Annotated in this window: 16 protein-coding genes; 8 read left to right on the plus strand and 8 right to left on the minus strand. The window is 70.5% G+C overall.

Annotation, left to right across the window (positions count from 1 at the left end; all coding sequences use genetic code 11):
• Nucleotides 1–172: 172 nt before the first annotated feature.
• On the plus strand, nt 173–895 hold the full coding sequence (locus tag K1T34_RS05115; protein ID WP_255638317.1) for a hypothetical protein: 723 nt from the start codon (nt 173–175) through the stop codon (nt 893–895).
• Nucleotides 896–944: 49 nt separating this feature from the next.
• Here K1T34_RS05115 and K1T34_RS05120 read toward each other — a convergent pair whose 3' ends face one another.
• From K1T34_RS05120 to K1T34_RS54610, 4 genes are all read right to left on the minus strand, one after another.
• Nucleotides 945–1160 (minus strand): ferredoxin, encoded by a 216-nt coding sequence (locus K1T34_RS05120; protein ID WP_220243139.1) that lies wholly within the window; start codon nt 1158–1160, stop codon nt 945–947.
• 2 nt (nt 1161–1162) lie between these two features.
• Nucleotides 1163–2353 (minus strand): cytochrome P450, encoded by a 1191-nt coding sequence (locus K1T34_RS05125; protein ID WP_220243140.1) that lies wholly within the window; start codon nt 2351–2353, stop codon nt 1163–1165.
• Nucleotides 2354–2517: 164 nt separating this feature from the next.
• Nucleotides 2518–2952: a YrhB domain-containing protein gene (locus K1T34_RS05130; RefSeq protein ID WP_220243141.1), complete on the minus strand. Its 435-nt coding sequence runs from the start codon at nt 2950–2952 to the stop codon at nt 2518–2520.
• Nucleotides 2953–2970: 18 nt separating this feature from the next.
• The gene (locus K1T34_RS54610) at nt 2971–4884 is read right to left on the minus strand and encodes a toxin glutamine deamidase domain-containing protein (RefSeq protein ID WP_220243142.1); all 1914 of its coding nucleotides are present in this window, start codon (nt 4882–4884) and stop codon (nt 2971–2973) included.
• Nucleotides 4885–5086: 202 nt separating this feature from the next.
• Between K1T34_RS54610 and K1T34_RS05140 the strand changes: the two genes are divergently transcribed.
• On the plus strand, nt 5087–5656 hold the full coding sequence (locus tag K1T34_RS05140; protein ID WP_220243143.1) for a TetR/AcrR family transcriptional regulator: 570 nt from the start codon (nt 5087–5089) through the stop codon (nt 5654–5656).
• 314 nt (nt 5657–5970) lie between these two features.
• Here the strand turns inward: K1T34_RS05140 and K1T34_RS05145 are convergent, their stop codons facing one another.
• A complete protein-coding gene (locus K1T34_RS05145) occupies nt 5971–6252 on the minus strand; it encodes a hypothetical protein (RefSeq protein WP_220243144.1) in 282 nt (93 codons plus the stop codon).
• Nucleotides 6253–6351: 99 nt separating this feature from the next.
• On the opposite strand from K1T34_RS05145, the gene K1T34_RS05150 reads away from it, so the two are divergent.
• Nucleotides 6352–6519, plus strand: coding sequence for a hypothetical protein (locus K1T34_RS05150; protein ID WP_220243145.1), 168 nt, complete (start codon nt 6352–6354; stop codon nt 6517–6519).
• Here K1T34_RS05150 and K1T34_RS05155 read toward each other — a convergent pair.
• Entirely contained in the window at nt 6516–9308 is a 2793-nt protein-coding gene (locus K1T34_RS05155; protein WP_220243146.1) for an FAD-binding and (Fe-S)-binding domain-containing protein, read from the minus strand. The two genes, K1T34_RS05150 and K1T34_RS05155, sit on opposite strands and share 4 nt — an antisense overlap.
• A gap of 164 nt (nt 9309–9472) precedes the next feature.
• Here K1T34_RS05155 and K1T34_RS05160 point away from each other — a divergent pair, with 164 nt between their 5' ends.
• Nucleotides 9473–9754, plus strand: a complete 282-nt coding sequence (locus K1T34_RS05160; protein ID WP_220243147.1) for a hypothetical protein — start codon at nt 9473–9475, stop codon at nt 9752–9754.
• Between the two features lie 63 nt (nt 9755–9817).
• Here K1T34_RS05160 and K1T34_RS05165 read toward each other — a convergent pair whose 3' ends face one another.
• Nucleotides 9818–10444 (minus strand): YigZ family protein, encoded by a 627-nt coding sequence (locus K1T34_RS05165; RefSeq protein WP_220243148.1) that lies wholly within the window; start codon nt 10442–10444, stop codon nt 9818–9820.
• A gap of 604 nt (nt 10445–11048) precedes the next feature.
• Between K1T34_RS05165 and gltB the strand changes: the two genes are divergently transcribed.
• Together gltB and K1T34_RS05175 are read left to right on the plus strand one after the other, a co-directional pair.
• Nucleotides 11049–15578 carry a glutamate synthase large subunit gene (gene gltB / locus K1T34_RS05170; RefSeq protein WP_220243149.1) on the plus strand — a complete coding sequence of 1510 codons (4530 nt, stop codon included), beginning with the start codon at nt 11049–11051 and terminating at the stop codon, nt 15576–15578.
• Nucleotides 15579–15643: 65 nt separating this feature from the next.
• Nucleotides 15644–17095 carry a glutamate synthase subunit beta gene (locus K1T34_RS05175; RefSeq protein ID WP_220243150.1) on the plus strand — a complete coding sequence of 484 codons (1452 nt, stop codon included), beginning with the start codon at nt 15644–15646 and terminating at the stop codon, nt 17093–17095.
• Between the two features lie 414 nt (nt 17096–17509).
• Here the strand turns inward: K1T34_RS05175 and K1T34_RS05180 are convergent, their stop codons facing one another.
• Nucleotides 17510–18418: an ROK family protein gene (locus K1T34_RS05180; RefSeq protein WP_220243151.1), complete on the minus strand. Its 909-nt coding sequence runs from the start codon at nt 18416–18418 to the stop codon at nt 17510–17512.
• 215 nt (nt 18419–18633) lie between these two features.
• On the opposite strand from K1T34_RS05180, the gene K1T34_RS05185 reads away from it, so the two are divergent.
• Nucleotides 18634–18849 carry a CbtB-domain containing protein gene (locus K1T34_RS05185; protein ID WP_255638318.1) on the plus strand — a complete coding sequence of 72 codons (216 nt, stop codon included), beginning with the start codon at nt 18634–18636 and terminating at the stop codon, nt 18847–18849.
• A 15-nt stretch (nt 18850–18864) separates the two neighbouring features.
• Nucleotides 18865–19653 (plus strand): CbtA family protein, encoded by a 789-nt coding sequence (locus K1T34_RS05190; RefSeq protein WP_220243153.1) that lies wholly within the window; start codon nt 18865–18867, stop codon nt 19651–19653.
• The last annotated feature ends 96 nt before the right edge of the window (nt 19654–19749 follow it).

The following is a 19749-nucleotide window of genomic DNA, read 5'->3' on the forward strand; positions in this document are numbered from 1 at the left end:
ACGGTTCCCGGCGGTGTGCGTTAACACGATTTCGGGTGGGGGTAAGAAATCGCGCCGCCCGCCTCACCCGATCGAGTGACGTCAGGCAGGACAACCCTTCAGGCTTCTCGGGCGTGTGAGCTCAGAACGCCCCTCCGCGGGCGCAGCCCGGCGAGCGAGCGAGGGAACTCGAGTGGGACGCTGGATCACGAAGAACGGCCAGCACATCTACATCAAGGGCAGCGGCAAGGGTGTCGCTGTCGCAGTCGCCGGCCTGATGTTGTTCGGTGGTGCTGCGGGGGCCGGAGCGCTCAGCGGTGCCGCGGGCGGAGCCGCCGTGGATGCGGCAGCTGAGTCGCTGGCCGGGAACACCGCAGGCGACGTCGTGGACTCGCTGCCGGGACGCTCGCTGAAAGCCCGGACCAAGTCCGGGCAGGAAAGCGCACGCAAGGGCGATGCCAAGAACGCGTGGAGCCGGCTGAAGTTCAAGGAGCTCAAGCGCAAGGTCGAACGCAAGCTCGAACCGGAGGCCGACTGCTTGGTCGCCGCGTCGGGCCGGGTCCGAGAGTTCCTGGCCAAGACCCCGTGCACATCGCTGGACCGGATGCTCCTGGCCGTCGGAGACGGTCGTGGCAACGCGGCTGTCGTCTCGGTGGTGCGTGTCGGGTTCAAGACCAAGGCTCAGGCAGGCAAATTCCGTCAGGTCGAGACTGTGCAGGGCATTGGGGACGTCCGCCCGTTGGAGGCCGCCGTGACGCTCGGGCTGGCCGGTGTCCGCATGACGGGCCTCAACTACTCCGACCGTCCCGACGGCACCGGCTTGGTCGTCGCCGAAGCAGATCAAGCCACTGGGCACGTGCCGCGTGAGACCTTGCAGGCGCTCGCCGAGGTCGCCGCGTACCTGCCGGTGAAGTAAACGAAACAGGGCCCTTCCGCCGACAACGGAAGGGCCCTGTTTCACCACCTCAAGGCCGTGGCCCCACAACCTCCGCGCCATCCGTGATCGTGATCGCCATCGCCGGGCAGGAGTCGGCGGCGTCGAGGGCGGTCTCGTCCGGCGGGACGGTGTCGGCCAAGGTGTGGGCGACCGGGCCGTCCAGGGCGAAGAGCTCCGGCATCAGCGAGGCGCACATGCCGGAGCCGATGCATGTGTGTTCGTCGACTTCCACTTTCCAGGTCATCGTCACCACCCGATCGGCATGGAGCGTGGTCCGCGGACCAGCATCTGGGTCTTCCACACGATATCGCCGGCGAGGTGGAGGTTCGGCATTTCGCGCGTGAGAGCTTTCAGCGCCTCCTGCAGCTCCAGGCGGGCGAGCGGCGCGCCGAGGCAGTGGTGCACGCCGTGGCCGAAGCCGAGGTGGTGGGTGTCCTCGCGGTCGAACACGAGGGTGTCCGCGTCGCCGAACTGGAGGCGGTCGCGGTTGGCCGCGCCGATCGCGACGAGCACCGGTTCGCCCTCGCGGACGAGCACGTCGCCGACCTGCACGTCTTCGGTGGCGTAGCGCGCGAAGCCGGCGCCGGCGCCCAGGGGGACGAAGCGCAGCAGCTCCTCGACGGCGGTGTTGATCAGCGACGGGTCTTCGACGAGCTTCTTCCACTGCTCCGGCTGGTCGAGCAGCGCGTAGACGAAGTTCGGGATCTGGCTCGCCGTGGTCTCGTGGCCGGCGATGAGGATGCCGACGCACAGGTCGACGAGCTCCAGCTCCGTGAGCCGGTCGCGCACGTCGCGCGCCTCGATCAGCGCCGTCATCAGGTCGTCCTGCGGCTGCTCGCGGTGCTGCGCGATCAGGCCTGACATGTACTCGCGCAGCTCCTCGCGGTTGCGCTCGGCCTCCTCGGCGGTCAGGCCGCTCGTGGTCAGCGCCGCGTCGCTCCACACGCGGAACTTCGGGCGGTCCTCGGCCGGCACGCCGAGCAGCTCGCAGATCACCGCGACGGGGATCGGCAGCGCATACGCGTCGACCAGGTCGGCCGGCTGCCCGGCCGCCTTCATGTCCTCGATCAGGCCGGTCGCCAGCTCCTCGACGCGCGGCCGCAGCAGCTCCACGCGCCGGACGGTGAACGCCTTCGCCACCAGCGTGCGCAGCCGCGTGTGGTCGGGCGGGTCCATGGAGAGGATCCCGTTGGTCCGCCGGTGCGCGGTCATCCGCGGCTCGTCCTTCTCCACGGACATCGCGCGCGAGAACCGCCGGTCTCCCAGCACGAGCCGGGCGTCGGCGAACCGCGTGGCGAGCCAGGCCTGCTCACCGTGCGGCATCTGCACGCGGATCATGCCCTCTGCGTCGCGGGCGGCGGCATACGCCGCGTTGAGCGCGAGCCCCGCCTCTTCGTTGAACGGGTACGCAAGCGGCTCCGACTGCGTGGTGGTCATGTGGAGAACTCCCAATCTGACGGAAAGTCCGGTTTGTAAGCACGCGCTTACAACCACGGTACCGAGTCGGCCCCGGCTTGTCAGCCGCTGCGCAGCGGCTGATCAACGTTACTTTCCGTGACGACCGATGGGCGCGCTCGAACCCGGCCCCGGTGCCCGGCGAGTTACCGCGGGCCGTCCCCCCGCGTGTGGCCGCCGGTGAAGATCCCTGTGTCGGGATCGAGGTGCCCGTGCAGCACCTGCTCGTGCACGCCCGGCGGGATGGCCGGCGCCTCGGGCGCGGTCCCGGTCCACTCCCCCAGGTCACCGCCGCCGGCGACGACCTCGTCCAGGAACTCGCGAACGGGCAGCGAAGACGGCGGGAGAAACGCCGGCAACCCGTTGCGCGGCACGGCGATCACACTCGGGATGCACGCCTTGTCGAACTCGCCGTCCTCGATGAAAGCGACGCTGTTGAACGGCACGATCCAAGCCAGTTCGTGCTCCGACACGTACTCCTCTTCCACGACGAGCCGCCCGACCACGGGGTGGATGAGCTCCGGGCCCACCTGGTCGGCGATGAACCGCGTCGCGATCGCCACGGCGTCTTGCTTCTGCATGTGCTCCGCCTGTCCGAATCAGCCGTTGAAGTGCTGGTCTGCCTTGAGCCAGTCCTGGTAGACCGGGTCGATGTTGTTGCCCGCGGCCGGGGCGGCCGGGACCGGCACCGGGTTCGGCGCGGGAGCCGCCGCCGGCGGAGGTGTCCACCCGGGCGGCGGGCCCAACGCGGCGTGCTCCGGCGGGTCGTACCGGAAGTACTGCACGTTGCGCGGGTCCACATCGAGCTTGCCGAGCTTGCCGGACTGCCCGTCGAGGAAAACGACGCCCTTGTCGGTGTTGATCACGTTCATCACGTGGGAGCTGCGGTCGTCGCGGACGACGATGACGTAGCCCTTGCTGTTGGGGTGCTCACTGGCCTTGTCGATGACCTGGTCCCAGTTGTCCAGGTCGGCCGGCCGGTCGGCGTTCGGGTTCTTCTGCCGCAGCGGGTGGTTCGGCCCGACGGAGGTGCCGATCTGCTGGTCCGGGGGCAGCTTCGGCGCGGGTTTGACCTTGCCGCCCAGCATCTCGTCAACGGACGTGATGGCCAGCGTGCAGTTCTTCCCGTCCTTGGTCGGGTTCAGCTTGTTGAGGTTCGGGTAGTACTTGCTCGCGAAATTGCCCGCGCCGAGGGTGTCGGCGTTGATCGACGGTTTGGTCGTGCCACCCGGGCCGGCCGAGGCCTTGACCTTGTTGCCGGGGACGAAGACGCCGCCGACCTTGTTGAAGAACGAGCTGGTGGTGTCGCCGAGACCGTGCACCGGCGAGTCGACGGGGTCGGCGCTGCGGGGCGGCGGGGATTTCGGGGTGTCGCCGCCCGCGCTGGACGTGTGAGTGGTGTCGCCCGACTTCGGGGTTCCGCCGCCTCCGCCCGACTTGGGTGTGCCGCCGCCTCCGCCCGTCTTCGCCGGCGGGGGCGTGAAGTCGGATCCCGAGCCGGTGTAGCCCGAGCCGCCGGGCGCGTCGTCGGCCGACTTCGCGGCGGGCGGCGGGGTGTAGTCCTGGGGTGAGCCTTCGTAGCCGGACGCCTTGGTCGAGTCGTCCGCGCCCGACTTGCCCGGGGGTGGGGTGTAGTCCTTCGGCGTGCCCTCGTAGCCGCCGCCCTTCGGCGCGCCGCCGCCGTCACCAGCGGTTTTCACCGGCGGGGCCTGCGGGGTGCCGCTGAGGTCCTTGGTCTTCGGCGGCGGGGCGACCTTGCCGCCCTTGAAGCCTTTCAGCGCCTTGCCCGCGTCCTCGAACAGCGTGCCGGCCTTCTTCAGCAGCGGGACCAGCGCCTTGAGCGCTTTGACCAGCTTCGTCACGAGGCCCGTGATCTGCGAAGCCGTCTTCGCGACGGCACTGGCGACCTGCGGGACCACCCACGCCAGGCCGATGCCGAGCGTGAACACCACCTGCAACGCCCAGCTGATCAGGTGCCCGATGAGCTCGGAGATGATGTCGCGCACGAGCGTTCGGACGGCGGCGACCACTTCACCCGCGGTCTTGACCCCGGACGACGCGCCTTCGGTGCCCTTCTGCGCGGACTGCAGCAGCGTGCCGAGGTCCTGCGCACGTTGCCGGTACGCGTCCGATGCGGAGCCCGACCACGACTGCAGGTCGGCGTTCACGGCGTCGGTCAGGTCCGAGGCGACGCTGCCGAGCTCTTTGGCGACGTTCGCCCAGGTCTCGGACTGCGCCTTGATCTGGTCGGCGTTGCCGGTGAGGCCGTTGAGCGCGTCCTTGAGTGGTCCGACGTGCTCCATGAGCCACGACACACCCGCGGCCAGGATCGCGCCGAAGGGATCCATCGCGACCGACAACGCGTCGAGCGCGGTCCCCACCGCCCCCATCGCGACCGACGCCCAGTCGCCCGACTCGATGGCCGTCGAGAGGTCGTTCGCGGTCTCCAGCAGGGAAATCCCCGAATACGCCTTGGTCGAATCCACGGTCGGCGCAATCAGCGGATTGCTCATGCGGTGTCTCCTCGTGCCCCTGAACTTGATCTCATCCCATCACGGCCGCGCGGGGGCCGTCGGTTCACCAACCCTGATGTGTCTCCGCGCACAAACCCACCGGAACGAGTGCACGATCGACCCGGCCTGCCCGCGTGACGCAGCGCCGATGCGTCCTCACCGCGCGCACTGCGGTTAACCTCTTGCGCGAACGGGAGGCGCCATGACCGCAGAATCGCACGCCCGGAAGCGAGACGCCGCGGCGACGAAAGCGGCGCTGCTCGACGCCGCCGAACAACTCTTCGCCGAGCGCGGCTTCGACCGCACCACCGTGCGCGACATCGCCGGCCGCGCGGGCGCGAACCAGGCGCTGCTGTTCCGCTACTTCGGCAGCAAAGAAGCCCTCTTCGAGTCCGTCATGGCCCGCGGCGGCTTCGCCCAGCTGGAGGCGACCCAGCCCGAGCACCTGTTCGCCGAAACCCTTCGCAGCCTCCTCAAGGACGACTCCGAACGCCGCGACCGCTCCCTGGAGACCTACCTGCGCTCCACCGGCACCGACGGCGCCGGTGCCGCCCTGCGCGACCAGCTCGGCGAGGAATACGCCCGCGCCCTGGCCTCCCTCACCGACGAGCCCGACGCCGCCCTCCGCGCCGACCTCGCGCTGGCCTGGCTGCTCGGCATCGGCCTCGTCCGCGCGGTCACCCGCAAGGACCCCCTGGCGAGCGCCTCGCCGGAAGACGTGGCCCGGCTGACGGGGCCGGCGGTGCGGACGTTGCTGGAGCGCAGCGAATAAGCCGGAGCGGCGCAACGAGCGGGTCCGACATGGTCGCGCTGACGCGGTCGGCGCACCCGGCATGGCCGCCTCAGCGGCCCGCCGCCGAGACGCCGCCGTGCTGCCGACCGGACCCGCCGCACGGGCACGGCCGCCCGAAGCAAACAGGCCGGCCCAGTGCGGTCGAGCCGACGCCGCCGGGGCCTTGCCCAGACCGAACCGCCCGCGGGGAACTGTGGCAACCAGCCACCGCGGAAGCGCCGCGAGCGGCCCCCTGGTCCCCGTCCCGGCTGCGGTGCAACCTCGGCGTCGGCTGACCGAGTCAGTGCGGCGGATCAGGCGCCCTGCGTGGTGAGCCAGTTGTCGATGGTGCTGGTGGCCGGCGCGGCGGCGGGGCTGAGAGTGCGGGAGCGCGCGGCGCCCGGGATGGCGGCTGCGGTGAAGGACGCGGCGGAGGGGAAGAAGCCGCGCTCGGCCTGGGTGATGGCGGTGGCCGTGGTGCAGGGGTGGCCGAGGGCGCCGGGGCAGAAGAGGGTGTCGGCGGCGCCGTTTGCGATGAGGACGGGGCGGTGACGGCGAAGGAGTTGGTGACGGGCCAGGACGCTGAGCGCTTGCACCGCGCCGTCGGCCTCGGTGGCGGAGAGGACCGACTTCGTGGCCTCGTCGTGGGCGACGGCGGAGGCGCTGGCGTTGTCGCCGTCGAAGAGGGTGCGGCGGTGGCCCGGCAGGGTCGTGAGCAGGCCCGCGTCGAGGCCGGCGGTGGGGCCGACCTGTGCATCGAGGACGGCCGGGTAGAGATGCTGGGTGAGCCCACCGGCGCCGAGGCCGAGTTCGACCGGCCCACCCGGGCCGGCCCGCCGCCAGTGCCTTGCTCCACTGGCTAACGCAACGCCCGCCGCAGCAACTCCGCCAGGTGCACCGCCTGCCGGCCCGACTCCTGCGCGATCTGCGTCCGGCAGCTGAACCCGTCGGACAACACCACGGTGGACTCCGCGGCCTCCCGCACCGCCGGCAGCAAGCGGTCCTCCGCCACGGCCTTGGACACCTCGTAGTGCCCCTTCTCGAACCCGAAGTTCCCGGCCAGCCCGCAGCACCCCGAGTCCAGCGTCGTGTTGCGCACGCCCGCCGCCGCCATGGCCGCTTCGTCGGCGGCGAAGCCGAGCACGGCGTGCTGGTGGCAGTGGACCTGCGTGATCGTCTCGACGTCGAGCGACACCTCCAGCGGCTTCGGCGCGTCGGCCAGCAGCTCGGCGAATGTCCGGGTCCGCGAGGCCAGCAGCTCGCCGACGGGATCGCCGGGCAGCAAGGCCGCCAGGTCACCCCGGAACAGTGCCGTGCAGCTCGGCTCCAGCCCCGCCACCTCGTAGCCGGCTTCGAGATACGGCCGCAGCACCGTCAACGTCCGCTGCAGCACGCGCTTCGCCACGTCCAGCTGGCCCGTCGACACCCACGTCAGTCCACAGCAGACACCGCGGTCGGGCAGGACCACGTCGTACCCGGCCGCCGTGAGCACCTCGGTCGCGGCTTCGAGCACGTCCGGCGTGAGGTAGTTGTTGAACGAGTCCGGCCACAGCACCACCCGCCGCTCGCCCGTCGCCCAGCGGCGCAAGTCGCGACGGGCCCGCGTGAACGGCACGGTGGCAAACGTGGGCAGGTCGCGTTCGGCAGCGATGCCGCCCAACCGCTTCAGCGGCCCGGCGGCCCAGCGGCGGCGAGAGAAGAAGTTCGCCACTCGCGGCGCGACCGACACCGCGCGCAGCCACATCGGCAGCCAGCCCATCGAGTAGTGCGACGCCGGGCGCCGCCGCCCGCGGTAGTGCTGGTGCAGGAACTCGGCCTTGTAGGTGGCCATGTCGACGTCCACCGGGCAGTCGGACAGGCAGCCCTTGCACGACAGGCACAGATCCAGCGCCTCGGCGACCTCCTCGGACGCCCAGCCGTCCTTGATCACCTCGCCGTTCACCATCTCGGCCAGCAGATGTGCGCGTCCGCGCGTGGAATGTCGCTCTTCGCGCGTCGCGCGGTAACTCGGGCACATCACGCCACCACCGCTGGTGTTGCGGCACTTCCCGACACCGACGCACCGCCGCATCGCCTGGCCGAAACTGCCGCGGTCCTCGGGGTAACCGAGCACCGTCACGTCTTCGAGCGCGAGCGGCGCGCGGCGCACGCGCAGGTCGGCGTCCACCGGCCGCGGGTCCACGATGATGCCCGGGTTCATCCGGCCCTCCGGGTCGAAGATCCCCTTGAACCGCGCGAACAACGCCATCATCTCCGGGCTGTACATGCGGCCCAGCAGCTCCGAACGCGCCTGCCCGTCGCCGTGCTCCCCCGACAGCGAACCGCCGTGCGCGGCGACGAGATCCGCGGCCTGCTCCAGGAACGTCCGGAATTGCGCCTTCCCGGGTGTGGAAAGCAGGTCGAAGTCGAGCCGCAAGTGCAGACAGCCCTCGCCGTAGTGGCCGTAGACCACGCTGCGGCGGCCGTGCTCGCGCATCAGCTCCTTGAACTTCCGCAGGTACGAGCCGAGCTGTTCGGGCGGCACCGCGGCATCCTCCCAGCCGGGCCAGGCTTCCGCGCCGTCGGCCAGCCGCGTGGCCAGCCCCGCCCCCTCCTCGCGGATACGCCACAACCGGCGCTGCGCCGCGGGATCGTCGAGCACCACCGAACCCGTGAGCGCGCCACCCAGCGAAGCCGCCAGCTCCCGCGCTCGCGAAGCGGCTTCGGCCGGCGAGGAACCCGCCAGCTCCACGAAAAGCCACGCCCCACCCGGCGGAAGTCCTTGCGCCCGACCGGGTTCCAGCATCGCGACGAGCTCCGCGTCCACGCCCTCGACGGTCAGCGGCGACCACGGCAGGATCCCCGGCACCGCGTCGGCCGCGTCGATGTCGGACGGGAAGCCCAGCACCGCCAGCACGCGGTGCTTCGGCAGCTCGGCGAGCGCGACGGTCGCCCCCAGCACCGTCACACACGTGCCCTCGCTGCCGACCAGCGCCTTGGCGACGTCGAACCCGTTCTCCGGCAACAGGTGCTCCAGCCCGTAGCCGGAAACACGCCGCGAGAAGCTCGACAGTTCCGTCCGCAGCAAAGCGAGGTTGTCCCGCACCAGCGAACGCAGCTCGGTGAACACCCGCCCCTCGGTGCCCGGAAGAGCTGCGCGGTCGTCCACTTCGGACGGCGCCGCCGGCCCGAGCGTGAGCCGCGTGCCGTCGTAGAGGAGCACGTCGAGCTCACGCACGACGTCGACGGTCCGGCCCCACGCCACGGAGTGCGAACCGCAGGCGTTGTTGCCGATCATGCCGCCGATCGTGCAACGGCTGTGCGTGGACGGGTCCGGCCCGAACCGCAGCCCGTGCGGCGCGGCCACCGCCTGCAGGTCGTCGAGTACCGTGCCGGGCGCCACGCGCGCGAGCCGCGTTTCGGGATCGATCCACTCGACGCCGCGCACGTGCCGTGACGTGTCGACCACGATCCCCGGCCCGCACGAGTTCCCCGCGACACTCGTGCCCCCGCCGCGCGGCACCAGCGGCGCCCCGCGCTCGCGCGCCGCCGCGACGGCGGCGACCACGTCGTCCACCGTCTCCGGTAGCACCACGCCGAGCGGCACGTGGCGGTAGTTCGACGCGTCGGTGGTGTAGAGCGCCAGCGTGGCGGTGTCGCTGAGGATTCGCACGCCCTCCATTCAAGACACGCCGTCCTCCGGGCGGCACAGGGGGACCCCGGAAAATCTCGACATCACCCCAGAGAACACGTGAAATGCACGACTTCGGGCCTGTCGCGACGGAAACTGTCGGTGGTCCGGGTTCTACTGGAGCAGCGAAGGAAGGAGGCACCGCGATGCAAAGTGAGCACTCGAGTGAGCTGAACCACCGCGAGCGGGCCACCCTGAGAGCCGTCGCATCGGGGCGGGCCGAGATCAGCTGCAGCTGCGAGCCAGACCTGTACGTCGACGGGTTGAGCTGCTGCGACCAGGCCACCACCCGCCGGCTCGTCCGGCGCGGGTTCATCGAGGCCGCGGCCGAAGGGCCGTGCGGCGAGCTGGTGCTGGCCGTGCTGACCGCGGCCGGGATGGTGGCGCTGAACGAAGCCACTCCGTCCGGGGCGGTCACCGCCGCCTGAGCCGGCCCGCGCACCGAGCGCGATTCCCGGCGCCCCACGGCGGTTCCGCGGGGGAGGCGTCCGTCAGGAACGCACCCATTCCTCCCCGAGTTCGACAGCCTCCGCCGTCCCGCCGGTCAGATCGGCGAGCCAGGCGGCGAACGCCGGTTCCTCGCCAGGAGCCAGGCCGACCTCGAAGTGCGCCGACGCCTCGAACCGGGTGTCGTGCAGCACATACGACGAAGCACGCAGGTCGTTCTCCAGCCGGCCCGAGCGGGTGTAGTCCACCTCGACGTCGAACAGCAGCAGGCGCCGGTACTCGACCACGGAAGCGGCGTCCAGCGCGTCGGACACCGCCTGCCCGTACGCGCGGATCAGACCCCCCGCACCGAGCAGCACCCCGCCGAAGTGCCGCGACACCACGGCGACCGCGTCGGTGACCTCGCGCCGGCGCAGCACCTCCAGCATGGGGACGCCCGCGGTGCCGGCCGGTTCGCCGTCGTCGCTGGAGCGCTGGGTGCGCCCGTCGGGGCCGAGGACGAAGGCGTGGCAGTGGTGGCGCGCCGCCGGTTCGGCCTTGCGCCGGGCCGCGATCACGGCCCGCGCGGCGGCCTCGTCGGCTACCGGAGCGAGCGCGCAGAGGAACCGGGAGCGCTTGATCTCGATCTCATGCAGTACCGGGCTCGCCACGGAGAGATAACGATCAGCCATCGACGGTTCGCCTCATGTGTCCAGTCAGCCAGCTTCGCCCGCGGCACAACCCGCGACCCGCACAGGTGTTTGCGCAGGTCAGCGCGGCTACTGACCAGTGGTCGGGAGACGTGGCCCGACATATGGGCATACCCCGGGGGCCGTCAACGTAAGCGTGGCATTTCCCACCCGGGCGCAACGACATATGTCGAACACAGCGAATTCACACTATCGTCATAAGACCCGGCGAACCCGGGAGTAACACCACGCGCCCGGCCGGCCCCCCACCACACAGGCTGACCGAACCGCGCGTGCGCAGCCGCAGCGAACCGCTGCACCAACGAAGGACTGCTGCACCGACGAGAACAACAGCGCCGATCGTCAGGATCACACTGGCGGAGAACGCGGCGCTGACGTAACTTGTGGCCGCCCAGTGCTGTGCGGCTGTACACCCGGAACCGCCCCTGCCGCAGCCCGGTCGATGTCGACCGAGCCGGTTTCTAGGGCGGTTCCCCCCTTCTCGACTGACCATCGCGGTTCCGGACCACTTCGTTAACCGGTTCAGTGTCGAACCACCCGATGGAGTGAGTACCGGTCGCGCCAACGCCTTGGGAGGCGGCCAGCCGTGACCCACCGTTCCACTGCCGGTTCCACCGGTCTGTACGACCCCGCGTATGAGCACGACGCCTGCGGAGTCGCCTTCGTCGCCGATCTCGCCGGTCGCCGAGATCATCAGATCGTGGCGAAAGCCCTGGTCGCACTGCGGAACCTGGAGCATCGCGGGGCGCGCGGCGCCGAACCCGACACCGGCGACGGCGCCGGATTGCTGATCCAGGTACCCGACGCGTTCTTCCGCGAGGTCGTGGACTTCACGCTGCCCGAAGAGGGCGCGTACGCCGTCGGCACCGCGTTCCTGCCCCGTGACGAGAAGCGCCGCGGCCGGGCCATGACCACCATCGAGCGGATCGCCGCCGAGGAGGACATGCGCGTGGTCGGCTGGCGCGAGGTGCCCGTGGACACCGCGCACTGCGGCCCCACCGCCGCCGAGACGCGCCCGCACCTCACGCAGCTGTTCCTCGCCGGGCGCCGGCACAACCGCGACGGCCTCGGGCTCGAGCGGTCGGCCTTCTGCGTGCGCAAGCGCGCCGAGCACGAGCTCGTGGACGACGACGTGTACTTCCCGTCGCTGTCCTCGCGCACCATCGTCTACAAAGGAATGCTCACCGAGGACCAGGTCGAGCGGTTCTTCCTCGACCTGCAGGACGAGCGCGTGACGAGCGCCATCGGCCTCGTGCACTCCCGCTTCTCCACCAACACCTTCCCGTCGTGGCCGCTCGCGCACCCGTACCGCTACGTGGCGCACAACGGCGAGATCAACACGCTCAAGGGCAACCGCAACTGGATGGACGCCCGCGAGGCCCTGCTGGAGACGGACCTCATCCCCGGCGACCTCAAGCGCATCTACCCGGTCATCACGCGCGGCGCGAGCGACTCCGCCTCGTTCGACGAGGTGCTCGAGCTGCTGCACCTCGGCGGCCGCTCGCTCCCGCACTCGGTCCTCATGATGATCCCCGAGGCCTGGGAGAACCACCAGGAAATGGACCCCGCCCGGCGGGCCTTCTACGAGTTCCACTCCACGCTGATGGAGCCGTGGGACGGACCGGCGCTGGTGGCGTTCACCGACGGCGCGCAGATCGGCGCGGTCCTCGACCGCAACGGCCTGCGCCCCGGCCGCTACTGGGTCACCGACGACGGCCTCGTCGTGCTCGCCTCCGAGGTCGGCGTGCTGGAGCTGGACCAGTCGACGATCGTGCGCAAGGGCCGGCTGGAGCCGGGCCGCATGTTCCTCGTGGACACGGTCGAGGGCCGGATCATCGAGGACGAGGAGATCAAGGGCCAGCTCGCCATCGCGCACCCGTACGACGAGTGGGTGGACGGCGGCCTGCTGCGCCTGGAGGAGCTGCCCGAGCGCGACCGCGAGGTGCCGCTGCACGCCGCGCTCGTGCGGCGCCAGCAGTCCTTCGGCTACACCGAGGAAGAGCTCGAGACCATCCTCGAGCCGATGGCCCGCACCGGCGCGGAGCCGATCGGCTCGATGGGCAACGACTCGCCGCTCGCGCCGCTGTCTTCGCGTTCGCGGCCCTTGTTCGACTACTTCATCCAGCTCTTCGCCCAGGTGACGAACCCGCCGCTGGACGCCATCCGCGAGGAGCTCGTGACGGCGCTGGGCACGCAGGTCGGCGCCGAGCCGAACCTGCTCGTGGCCAACGCGGCGTCGTGCCGGCGCATCGTGCTGCCGTTCCCGGTGCTGGACAACGACCAGCTCGCCAAGCTCGTGCACGTCAACGACGACGGCAACCTGCCCGAGTTCCAGGCCGTGACGGTGCTCGGCCGCTACAACGTCCACGGTGGCGGCGAAGCGCTCCTTCAGCGGCTCGACGAGATCCGTTCCGAGGTGTCCGAGGCCATCGAGGACGGCGCGCGGCTGATCGTGCTGTCCGACCGCGGCGTCGACGAGAACCACGCGGCCATCCCGTCTCTGCTGCTGACCGGCGCCGTGCACCACCACCTCGTGCGGGAGAAGACCCGCACGCAGGTGGGCCTCATCGTCGAGGCCGGCGACGCGCGCGAGGTGCACCACATCGCGCTGCTCGTCGGGTACGGCGCGGCCGCGGTCAACCCCTACCTCGCGATGGCGACGGTCGAGGAGATGGCCCACCAGGGCCTGATCCCGGGCGTCACGGCGAAGCAGGCGACCGCGAACCTGATCAGGGCGCTCGGCAAGGGCGTGCGCAAGACGATGTCCAAGATGGGCGTCTCGACAGTCGCGTCCTACACCGGTGCGCAGATCTTCGAGGCCGTGGGCCTGGGTGCCGACATCGTCGACACCTGCTTCACCGCCACCACCTCGCGGCTCGGCGGCGTCGGGTTCGACACGATCGCCGACGAGGTCGAGCAGCGCCACCGCCGTGCGTTCCCTGGCGACGGTGTGCGCGCGAGCCACCGCGAACTGGAGACCGGCTCGGACTACCAGTGGCGCCGCGAAGGCGAGCCGCACCTGTTCAACCCGCAGACCGTGTTCAAGCTGCAGCACTCCACGCGCAGCGGGAAGTACGAGGTCTTCAAGGAGTACACGAAGGCCGTCAACGACCAGTCCGAGAAGCTGCAGACGCTGCGCGGGCTGTTCGACTTCAAGACCGGCGAGCGCCCACCGGTGCCGATCGAGGAGGTCGAACCGGTCTCGGAGATCGTGAAGCGCTTCGCGACCGGCGCCATCTCCTACGGCTCGATCTCGATGGAGATGCACCAGACGCTGGCGATCGCGATGAACCGCCTCGGCGGCAAGTCCAACACCGGCGAGGGCGGCGAGGACGCCGAACGGCTCTACGACCCCGAGCGCCGCTCCGCGGTGAAGCAGGTCGCTTCGGGCCGGTTCGGCGTGACGAGCGAGTACCTCGTGAACGCCGACGACATCCAGATCAAGATGGCGCAGGGCGCGAAGCCCGGCGAAGGCGGGCAGCTGCCCGGCGCGAAGGTGTACCCGTGGATCGCGAAGACGCGGTACTCGACGCCGGGCGTGGGGCTCATTTCCCCGCCGCCGCACCACGACATCTACTCGATCGAGGACCTCGCCCAGCTGATCCACGACCTGAAGAACGCCAACCCGGCCGCGCGCATCCACGTGAAGCTCGTGTCCGAGGTCGGCGTCGGCACGGTCGCGGCGGGCGTATCCAAGGCGCACGCCGACGTGGTGCTCATCTCGGGCCACGACGGCGGCACCGGCGCTTCGCCGCTGTCGTCGATCAAGCACGCGGGCGGACCGTGGGAACTGGGCCTGGCCGAGACGCAGCAGACGCTGCTGGCCAACCGGCTGCGCGACCGCATCGTGGTACAGACCGACGGGCAGCTCAAGACCGGCCGCGACGTCGTGATCGCCGCGCTGCTCGGTGCCGAGGAGTTCGGTTTCGCGACCGCGCCGCTCGTGGTTTCGGGCTGCATCATGATGCGCGTGTGCCACCTCGACACCTGCCCGGTGGGCGTCGCGACGCAGAACCCCAAGCTGCGCGAGAAGTTCAGCGGCAAGGCCGAGTACGTGGTGAACTTCTTCGAGTTCATCGCCCAGGAAGTGCGGGAGTACCTGGCGGAACTGGGTTTCCGGTCGATCGAAGAGGCTGTGGGCCGCGCCGAGGTGCTCGACAAGCGCAAGGCCGTGGACCACTGGAAGGCCGCCGGGCTCGACCTGTCGCCGATCTTCTACGTGCCGGAGCTGGCCCCGCGCGCGGCGCGACACCAGGTCGTGAAGCAGGACCACGGGCTCGACAAGGCGCTGGACAACACGCTGATCCAGCTCGCCGAGGGCGCGCTCTCCTCGGGTGACAAGGTGCGGCTGGAGCTGCCGGTGCGCAACGTCAACCGCACCGTCGGCACGATGCTGGGCTCGGAGCTCACGAAGAAATGGGGCGGCGAGGGCCTGCCGGACGACACGATCGACGTGACGTTCACCGGTACCGCGGGCCAGTCGTTCGGCGCGTTCGTGCCGAAGGGCATCACGCTGCGGCTCATCGGCGACGGCAACGACTACGTCGGCAAGGGCCTTTCGGGCGGACGGCTGATCGTGCGGCCGCCCAAGGAGGTCTCGTTCGCGGCCGAGGACCACATCATCGCGGGCAACGTGATCGCCTACGGCGCCACGAGCGGCGAGATCTTCATCCGCGGCAAGGTCGGCGAACGGTTCTGCGTGCGCAACTCGGGCGCGCTGGCCGTCGTCGAAGGCGTGGGCGACCACGGCGGCGAGTACATGACGGGCGGGCGCGTGGTGGTGCTCGGCGCCATCGGGCGCAACTTCGCGGCCGGCATGTCCGGCGGCATCGCCTACGTGCTCGACCTGCCGGCGCACCGCGTGAACCCGGAGATGGTCGACATCGACCCGCTCGACGCCGACGACACCGACTTCCTGCGCGAGACCGTGGAGAAGCACTACAACGAAACGGAGTCCGCGGTCGCGCGCGAGCTGCTCGCCGACTGGGACGCCGCCGTCGACCGGTTCGGCAAGGTCATGCCGAAGGACTACAAGCGCGTGCTCGCCGCTCAGGTGCAAGCCGAGCGGGATGGGCGTGACGTGAACGAGGCGATCATGGAGGCAGCTCATGGCTGATAATCGCGAAGCCGGCTATGAGTGCCGACTGGGTGCGGGTATCCCGCAAGACACGGAGGCCGCACATGGCTGACCCCAAGGGCTTTCTGACCACCACCCGTGAAGAACCGAAGCGCCGTCCGGTCGATCTTCGGCTGATGGACTGGCGTGAGGTCTACGAGGACTTCGCGTCGACCAAGCTGGAGAAGCAGGCCGGGCGGTGCATGGACTGCGGCATTCCGTTCTGCCACCAGGGCTGTCCGCTCGGGAACCTGATTCCCGAGTGGAACACGCTGGTGTGGCGGGAAGACTGGCGCGAGGCGGCCGAGCGGCTGCACGCGACCAACAACTTCCCGGAATTCACCGGCACGCTGTGCCCGGCGCCGTGCGAGACCGCGTGCGTGCTCGGCATCAACGACGACCCGGTGACGATCAAGCGCGTCGAGATCTCCATCATCGACCGGGCCTTCGCCGAAGGCTGGGTCACGCCGCAGATCCCGGTGGCGAAGACGGGCAAGAAGGTCGCCGTCGTCGGTTCCGGGCCGTCCGGGCTGGCCGCGGCGCAGCAGCTCACGCGAGCGGGCCACAGCGTGGTGGTCTACGAGCGGGCCGACAAGATCGGCGGGCTGCTGCGCTTCGGCATCCCGGAGTTCAAGATGGAGAAGCACCGCCTCGACCGCCGGCTCGACCAGATGCGGGCCGAGGGCACGGAGTTCCGGACGTCGGTGAACGTCGGCGTGGACGTCACCATCGAGCAGCTGCGCTCGAACCACGACGCGGTGGTGCTCGCCGGCGGCGCGACCGCGTGGCGCGACCTGCCGATCGACGGCCGCGAGCACGACGGGATCCTGCAGGCGATGGAGTTCCTGCCGCCGGCCAACCGCGTCGCCTCGGGTGACCTCGACGCGGTGCCGTACTCCGCCGAGGGCCTCGACGTCGTGGTCATCGGCGGCGGCGACACGGGCGCGGACTGCGTCGGCACGTCGCACCGCCAGGGCGCTCGTTCGGTGACTCAGCTGGAGATCATGCCGCGGCCGCCGCAGGACCGTTCGGACGCGCACCCGTGGCCGACGTACCCGATGATCTACCGGGTGTCCTCGGCCCACGAAGAGGGCGGCGAGCGCCTGTACTCCGTGAACACGCAGGAGTTCCTGGCCGACGCCGACGGCCGCGTCCGCGCGCTGAAGCTCGTGGAGGTGCGCAACGAGGGCGGCAAGTTCGTCCCGGTCGAGGGGAGCGAGAACGAGCTGCCCGCGCAGCTCGTGCTGCTGGCGATGGGTTTCGTCGGCCCGCAGCACTCGGGCCTGCTGGAGGACCTCGGCGTCGACCTCGACCAGCGCGGCAACGTCGCGCGCGACCAGGACTTCCGCACGAGCGTCGACAACGTCTTCGTCGCCGGCGACATGGGCCGCGGCCAGTCGCTGATCGTGTGGGCCATCGCCGAGGGCCGCTCGTGCGCCGCCGGCGTCGACGCCTTCCTCACCGGCCGGGCCTTCCTCCCGGCCCCGATCGCGCCGACGGACCGGCCGATCGCGTGACCTCGTGGTCGGGCGCACCAACGGTGCTGCGCCCGCCACGATCCCCTCAACTCGAGGCAGGCGCACCAGCGTTGTTGCGCCTGCCTTGTCCTCAGTGGACCGTCCGCGGTCCCGCCACGGACCCGGGTGGTCACGGCAACGGCGCCGTGTCCGCCCGGCCCGAGGTGCGCGCCTGGGCGAGGTTCGCGACCGGGCGAGGTGCGCAAGGCAATCCCCTACCTGGCTCGGCAAACCCCCGCCCTCCCAAGGGGGGCGTCCCGGCTCCAGTCTATCGGCCGCCCCCGACAAAACCCGTGGCCAAGCCAAAAACGGGCCGAGCTGTCCACAACTCGGTAAGCCTGTGGACAAGCCGCGCAAACGTGTGCGCGCGCCTGAACCACGCCGAGCCCCGCGCCGGGAAGCCCACCCGCGAAATCACCTGCCACGCAACAGATCCAGCGCCAGCAACCCCGCACCGAGCCGCCCGGCTTCGTCACCCAGTGAGGCCACCCGAAGTTCCGGCATCCGCTGGAAAGTCAGCGCCGAAGCCAAGTAGTCGCGCACCGGATCGAGTACGTAGTCGGCCGCGGTGAACAGCCCGCCGCCCAGCACGATCACCTCCGGTGCCAGCAACGTCAGCAGCGTCCGCAAGCCGTGGCCGAGGCCGTCGAGCGCGTCGGACACGACGGCGACCGCGGCTTCGTCGCCGTGGCGCGCGGCGTCGACCACGGGCTGCGCGCCGTCGGCCGGGCGGCCGGTCCGTTCGGTGTAGCGGCGCGCGATGGCCGACGCCGACGAGATCGCCTCGAGACAGCCCGTGGCGCCGCAGCCGCAGACGATGCGGTGGCCCACGTCGATGTGGCCGACCTCGCCGGCCAGCCCGTGGGCCCGGTAGAGGCGCCCGTCGAGCAGCATCGCGGCTGCGATCCCGGTGCCCACGGCGATGAACGCCGCGTCGGTGCAGCCTTTCCCCGCGCCCACGCGGAACTCCGCCAGCCCGCCGGCGCTCACGTCGTGGCCGAATGCCACCGGCAGCCCCAGCCGGTTCTCCAGCAGGTCGCCGAACGGCACGTCGCGCCAGTCGAGGTTGGCCGAGAACCGGGCGACGCGCGCCTGTTCGTCGACGATGCCCGGAACCACGACGCCGACCGCACCCGGCGAACCCGTGCCGGCCTGCTCCGCGAGCGAGGAGACGACGTCGGCCACCTGCTCGGCCAGCGCCGTGCCGTCCGCGCTCTTCGCCGTGGGCACGCGAGTCGTCGCGAGCACGTTGAGTTCCCCGTCGAGCAGGGCCGCCTTCACGGTCGTGCCGCCCACGTCCAATGCCGCCACCAATTCAGCCATACCGTGATTCTCACATCGGGCACCTCACATCGATGTGACATTGACGGGCGGTAGCACAGCAACCTACGCTCGGTCAGCCAGACGACGAGTTCCGGAACGCGGTGAGAATCCGCGCGGTCGCGCCACTGTGACCCCTCGACGAACCTCGAGGGGAAGCCAGACCCGGACCCGTCGTGTCGCTCCCGATGAGGCCGCGAAAAGCCCGAGGAGGCACAGTGACCACCCCCGCAGCACCCGCCGTCGCCACACCGATCCCCGTCCGGATCCCCGTCCGCCAGATCGTTCCGTGGGCAGTGCTGGTGGGCCTGCTCGCCCTCATCGCCCTCTACTTCGTGAGCGCCGAACAGGGCGCCACCGCGGTGTTCGCCAACATGTACGTGCACGAGTTCGTGCACGACGGCCGGCACCTGCTCGCGTTCCCCTGCCACTGAGGCGGGCGAACCACCATGATGAGGTCCCTGCTGGTCCGCGGCATGCTCGCGGGCCTGATCGCCGGCGTGCTCGCGTTCGTCTTCGCCTACCTGTTCGGCGAGCCGTCGGTCAACAGCGCCATCGGCATCGAGGAGGCCGGCTCCGCCGCGCATTCCCACACCCACGACCCGGCCGCCGGCCAAGGCACCGGCGAGGCTGCGCAGCCGGCCGACGAGCCCGAAGAAGAGCTGGTGCCGCGCGACATCCAGAGCACCGTCGGCCTGCTGACCGGCGTGCTCGTCTACGGTGTCGCGATCGGCGGGCTGTTCTCGCTGGCTTTCGCGTTCGTCTACGGCCGCATCGGGTCACTGCGCCCCCGCCTGACCACGGCGTTGCTCACCGCGGGCGCGTTCGGCGTGGTGTTCTTCGTGCCGTTCCTCAAGTACCCGGCCAACCCGCCCGCAGTGGGCCAGCCGGGCACCATCGGGGAACGCACCGAGCTGTACTTCGGCTTCGTCGCCGTCTCCCTGCTCGCGGGCATCCTCGCCACGGTGTTCGGCCGCAAGCTCGCCGACCGCCTCGGCGCGTGGCGCGGCGGCCTGCTGGCCTGCGCCGGTTACGTCGCGGTGATGGCCGTGGTCGCGTGGCTGATGCCGGTGATCGACGAGGTGCCGCCGACGTTCCCGGCGTCCACGCTGTGGAGCTTCCGTACCGCGTCGATCGGCACGCAGGTGACGCTGTGGCTCACGCTCGGCCTGTTCTTCGGTTTCTTCGCGGAGAAGGTACTGAAGCCCTCCCAGAAGGCCGTCGCGGCAGCCGTCTGAGCCTCACCAGTCCAGGTCGCCGGTCATCTCACGCCTTCCGTGTCTTTTGCCTCGGCTCCGCCGAGGCGGCGAGATCGCCTGGGAGCCGGCGTCTCG

The sequence above is a fragment of the Amycolatopsis sp. DSM 110486 genome, assembly GCF_019468465.1.
Classification (GTDB): Bacteria; Actinomycetota; Actinomycetes; order Mycobacteriales; family Pseudonocardiaceae; genus Amycolatopsis.

Coding starts and splice junctions, on each gene's coding strand:
- K1T34_RS05120 (WP_220243139.1), bottom strand. CDS start 1,160: ATGACCTGGAAAGTGGAAGTCGACGAACACACATGCATCGGCTCCGGC.
- K1T34_RS05175 (WP_220243150.1), top strand. CDS start 15,644: ATGGCTGACCCCAAGGGCTTTCTGACCACCACCCGTGAAGAACCGAAG.
- K1T34_RS05125 (WP_220243140.1), bottom strand. CDS start 2,353: ATGACCACCACGCAGTCGGAGCCGCTTGCGTACCCGTTCAACGAAGAG.
- K1T34_RS54610 (WP_220243142.1), bottom strand. CDS start 4,884: ATGAGCAATCCGCTGATTGCGCCGACCGTGGATTCGACCAAGGCGTAT.
- K1T34_RS05160 (WP_220243147.1), top strand. CDS start 9,473: ATGCAAAGTGAGCACTCGAGTGAGCTGAACCACCGCGAGCGGGCCACC.
- K1T34_RS05165 (WP_220243148.1), bottom strand. CDS start 10,444: ATGGCTGATCGTTATCTCTCCGTGGCGAGCCCGGTACTGCATGAGATC.
- K1T34_RS05140 (WP_220243143.1), top strand. CDS start 5,087: ATGACCGCAGAATCGCACGCCCGGAAGCGAGACGCCGCGGCGACGAAA.
- K1T34_RS05130 (WP_220243141.1), bottom strand. CDS start 2,952: ATGCAGAAGCAAGACGCCGTGGCGATCGCGACGCGGTTCATCGCCGAC.
- K1T34_RS05180 (WP_220243151.1), bottom strand. CDS start 18,418: ATGGCTGAATTGGTGGCGGCATTGGACGTGGGCGGCACGACCGTGAAG.
- K1T34_RS05190 (WP_220243153.1), top strand. CDS start 18,865: ATGATGAGGTCCCTGCTGGTCCGCGGCATGCTCGCGGGCCTGATCGCC.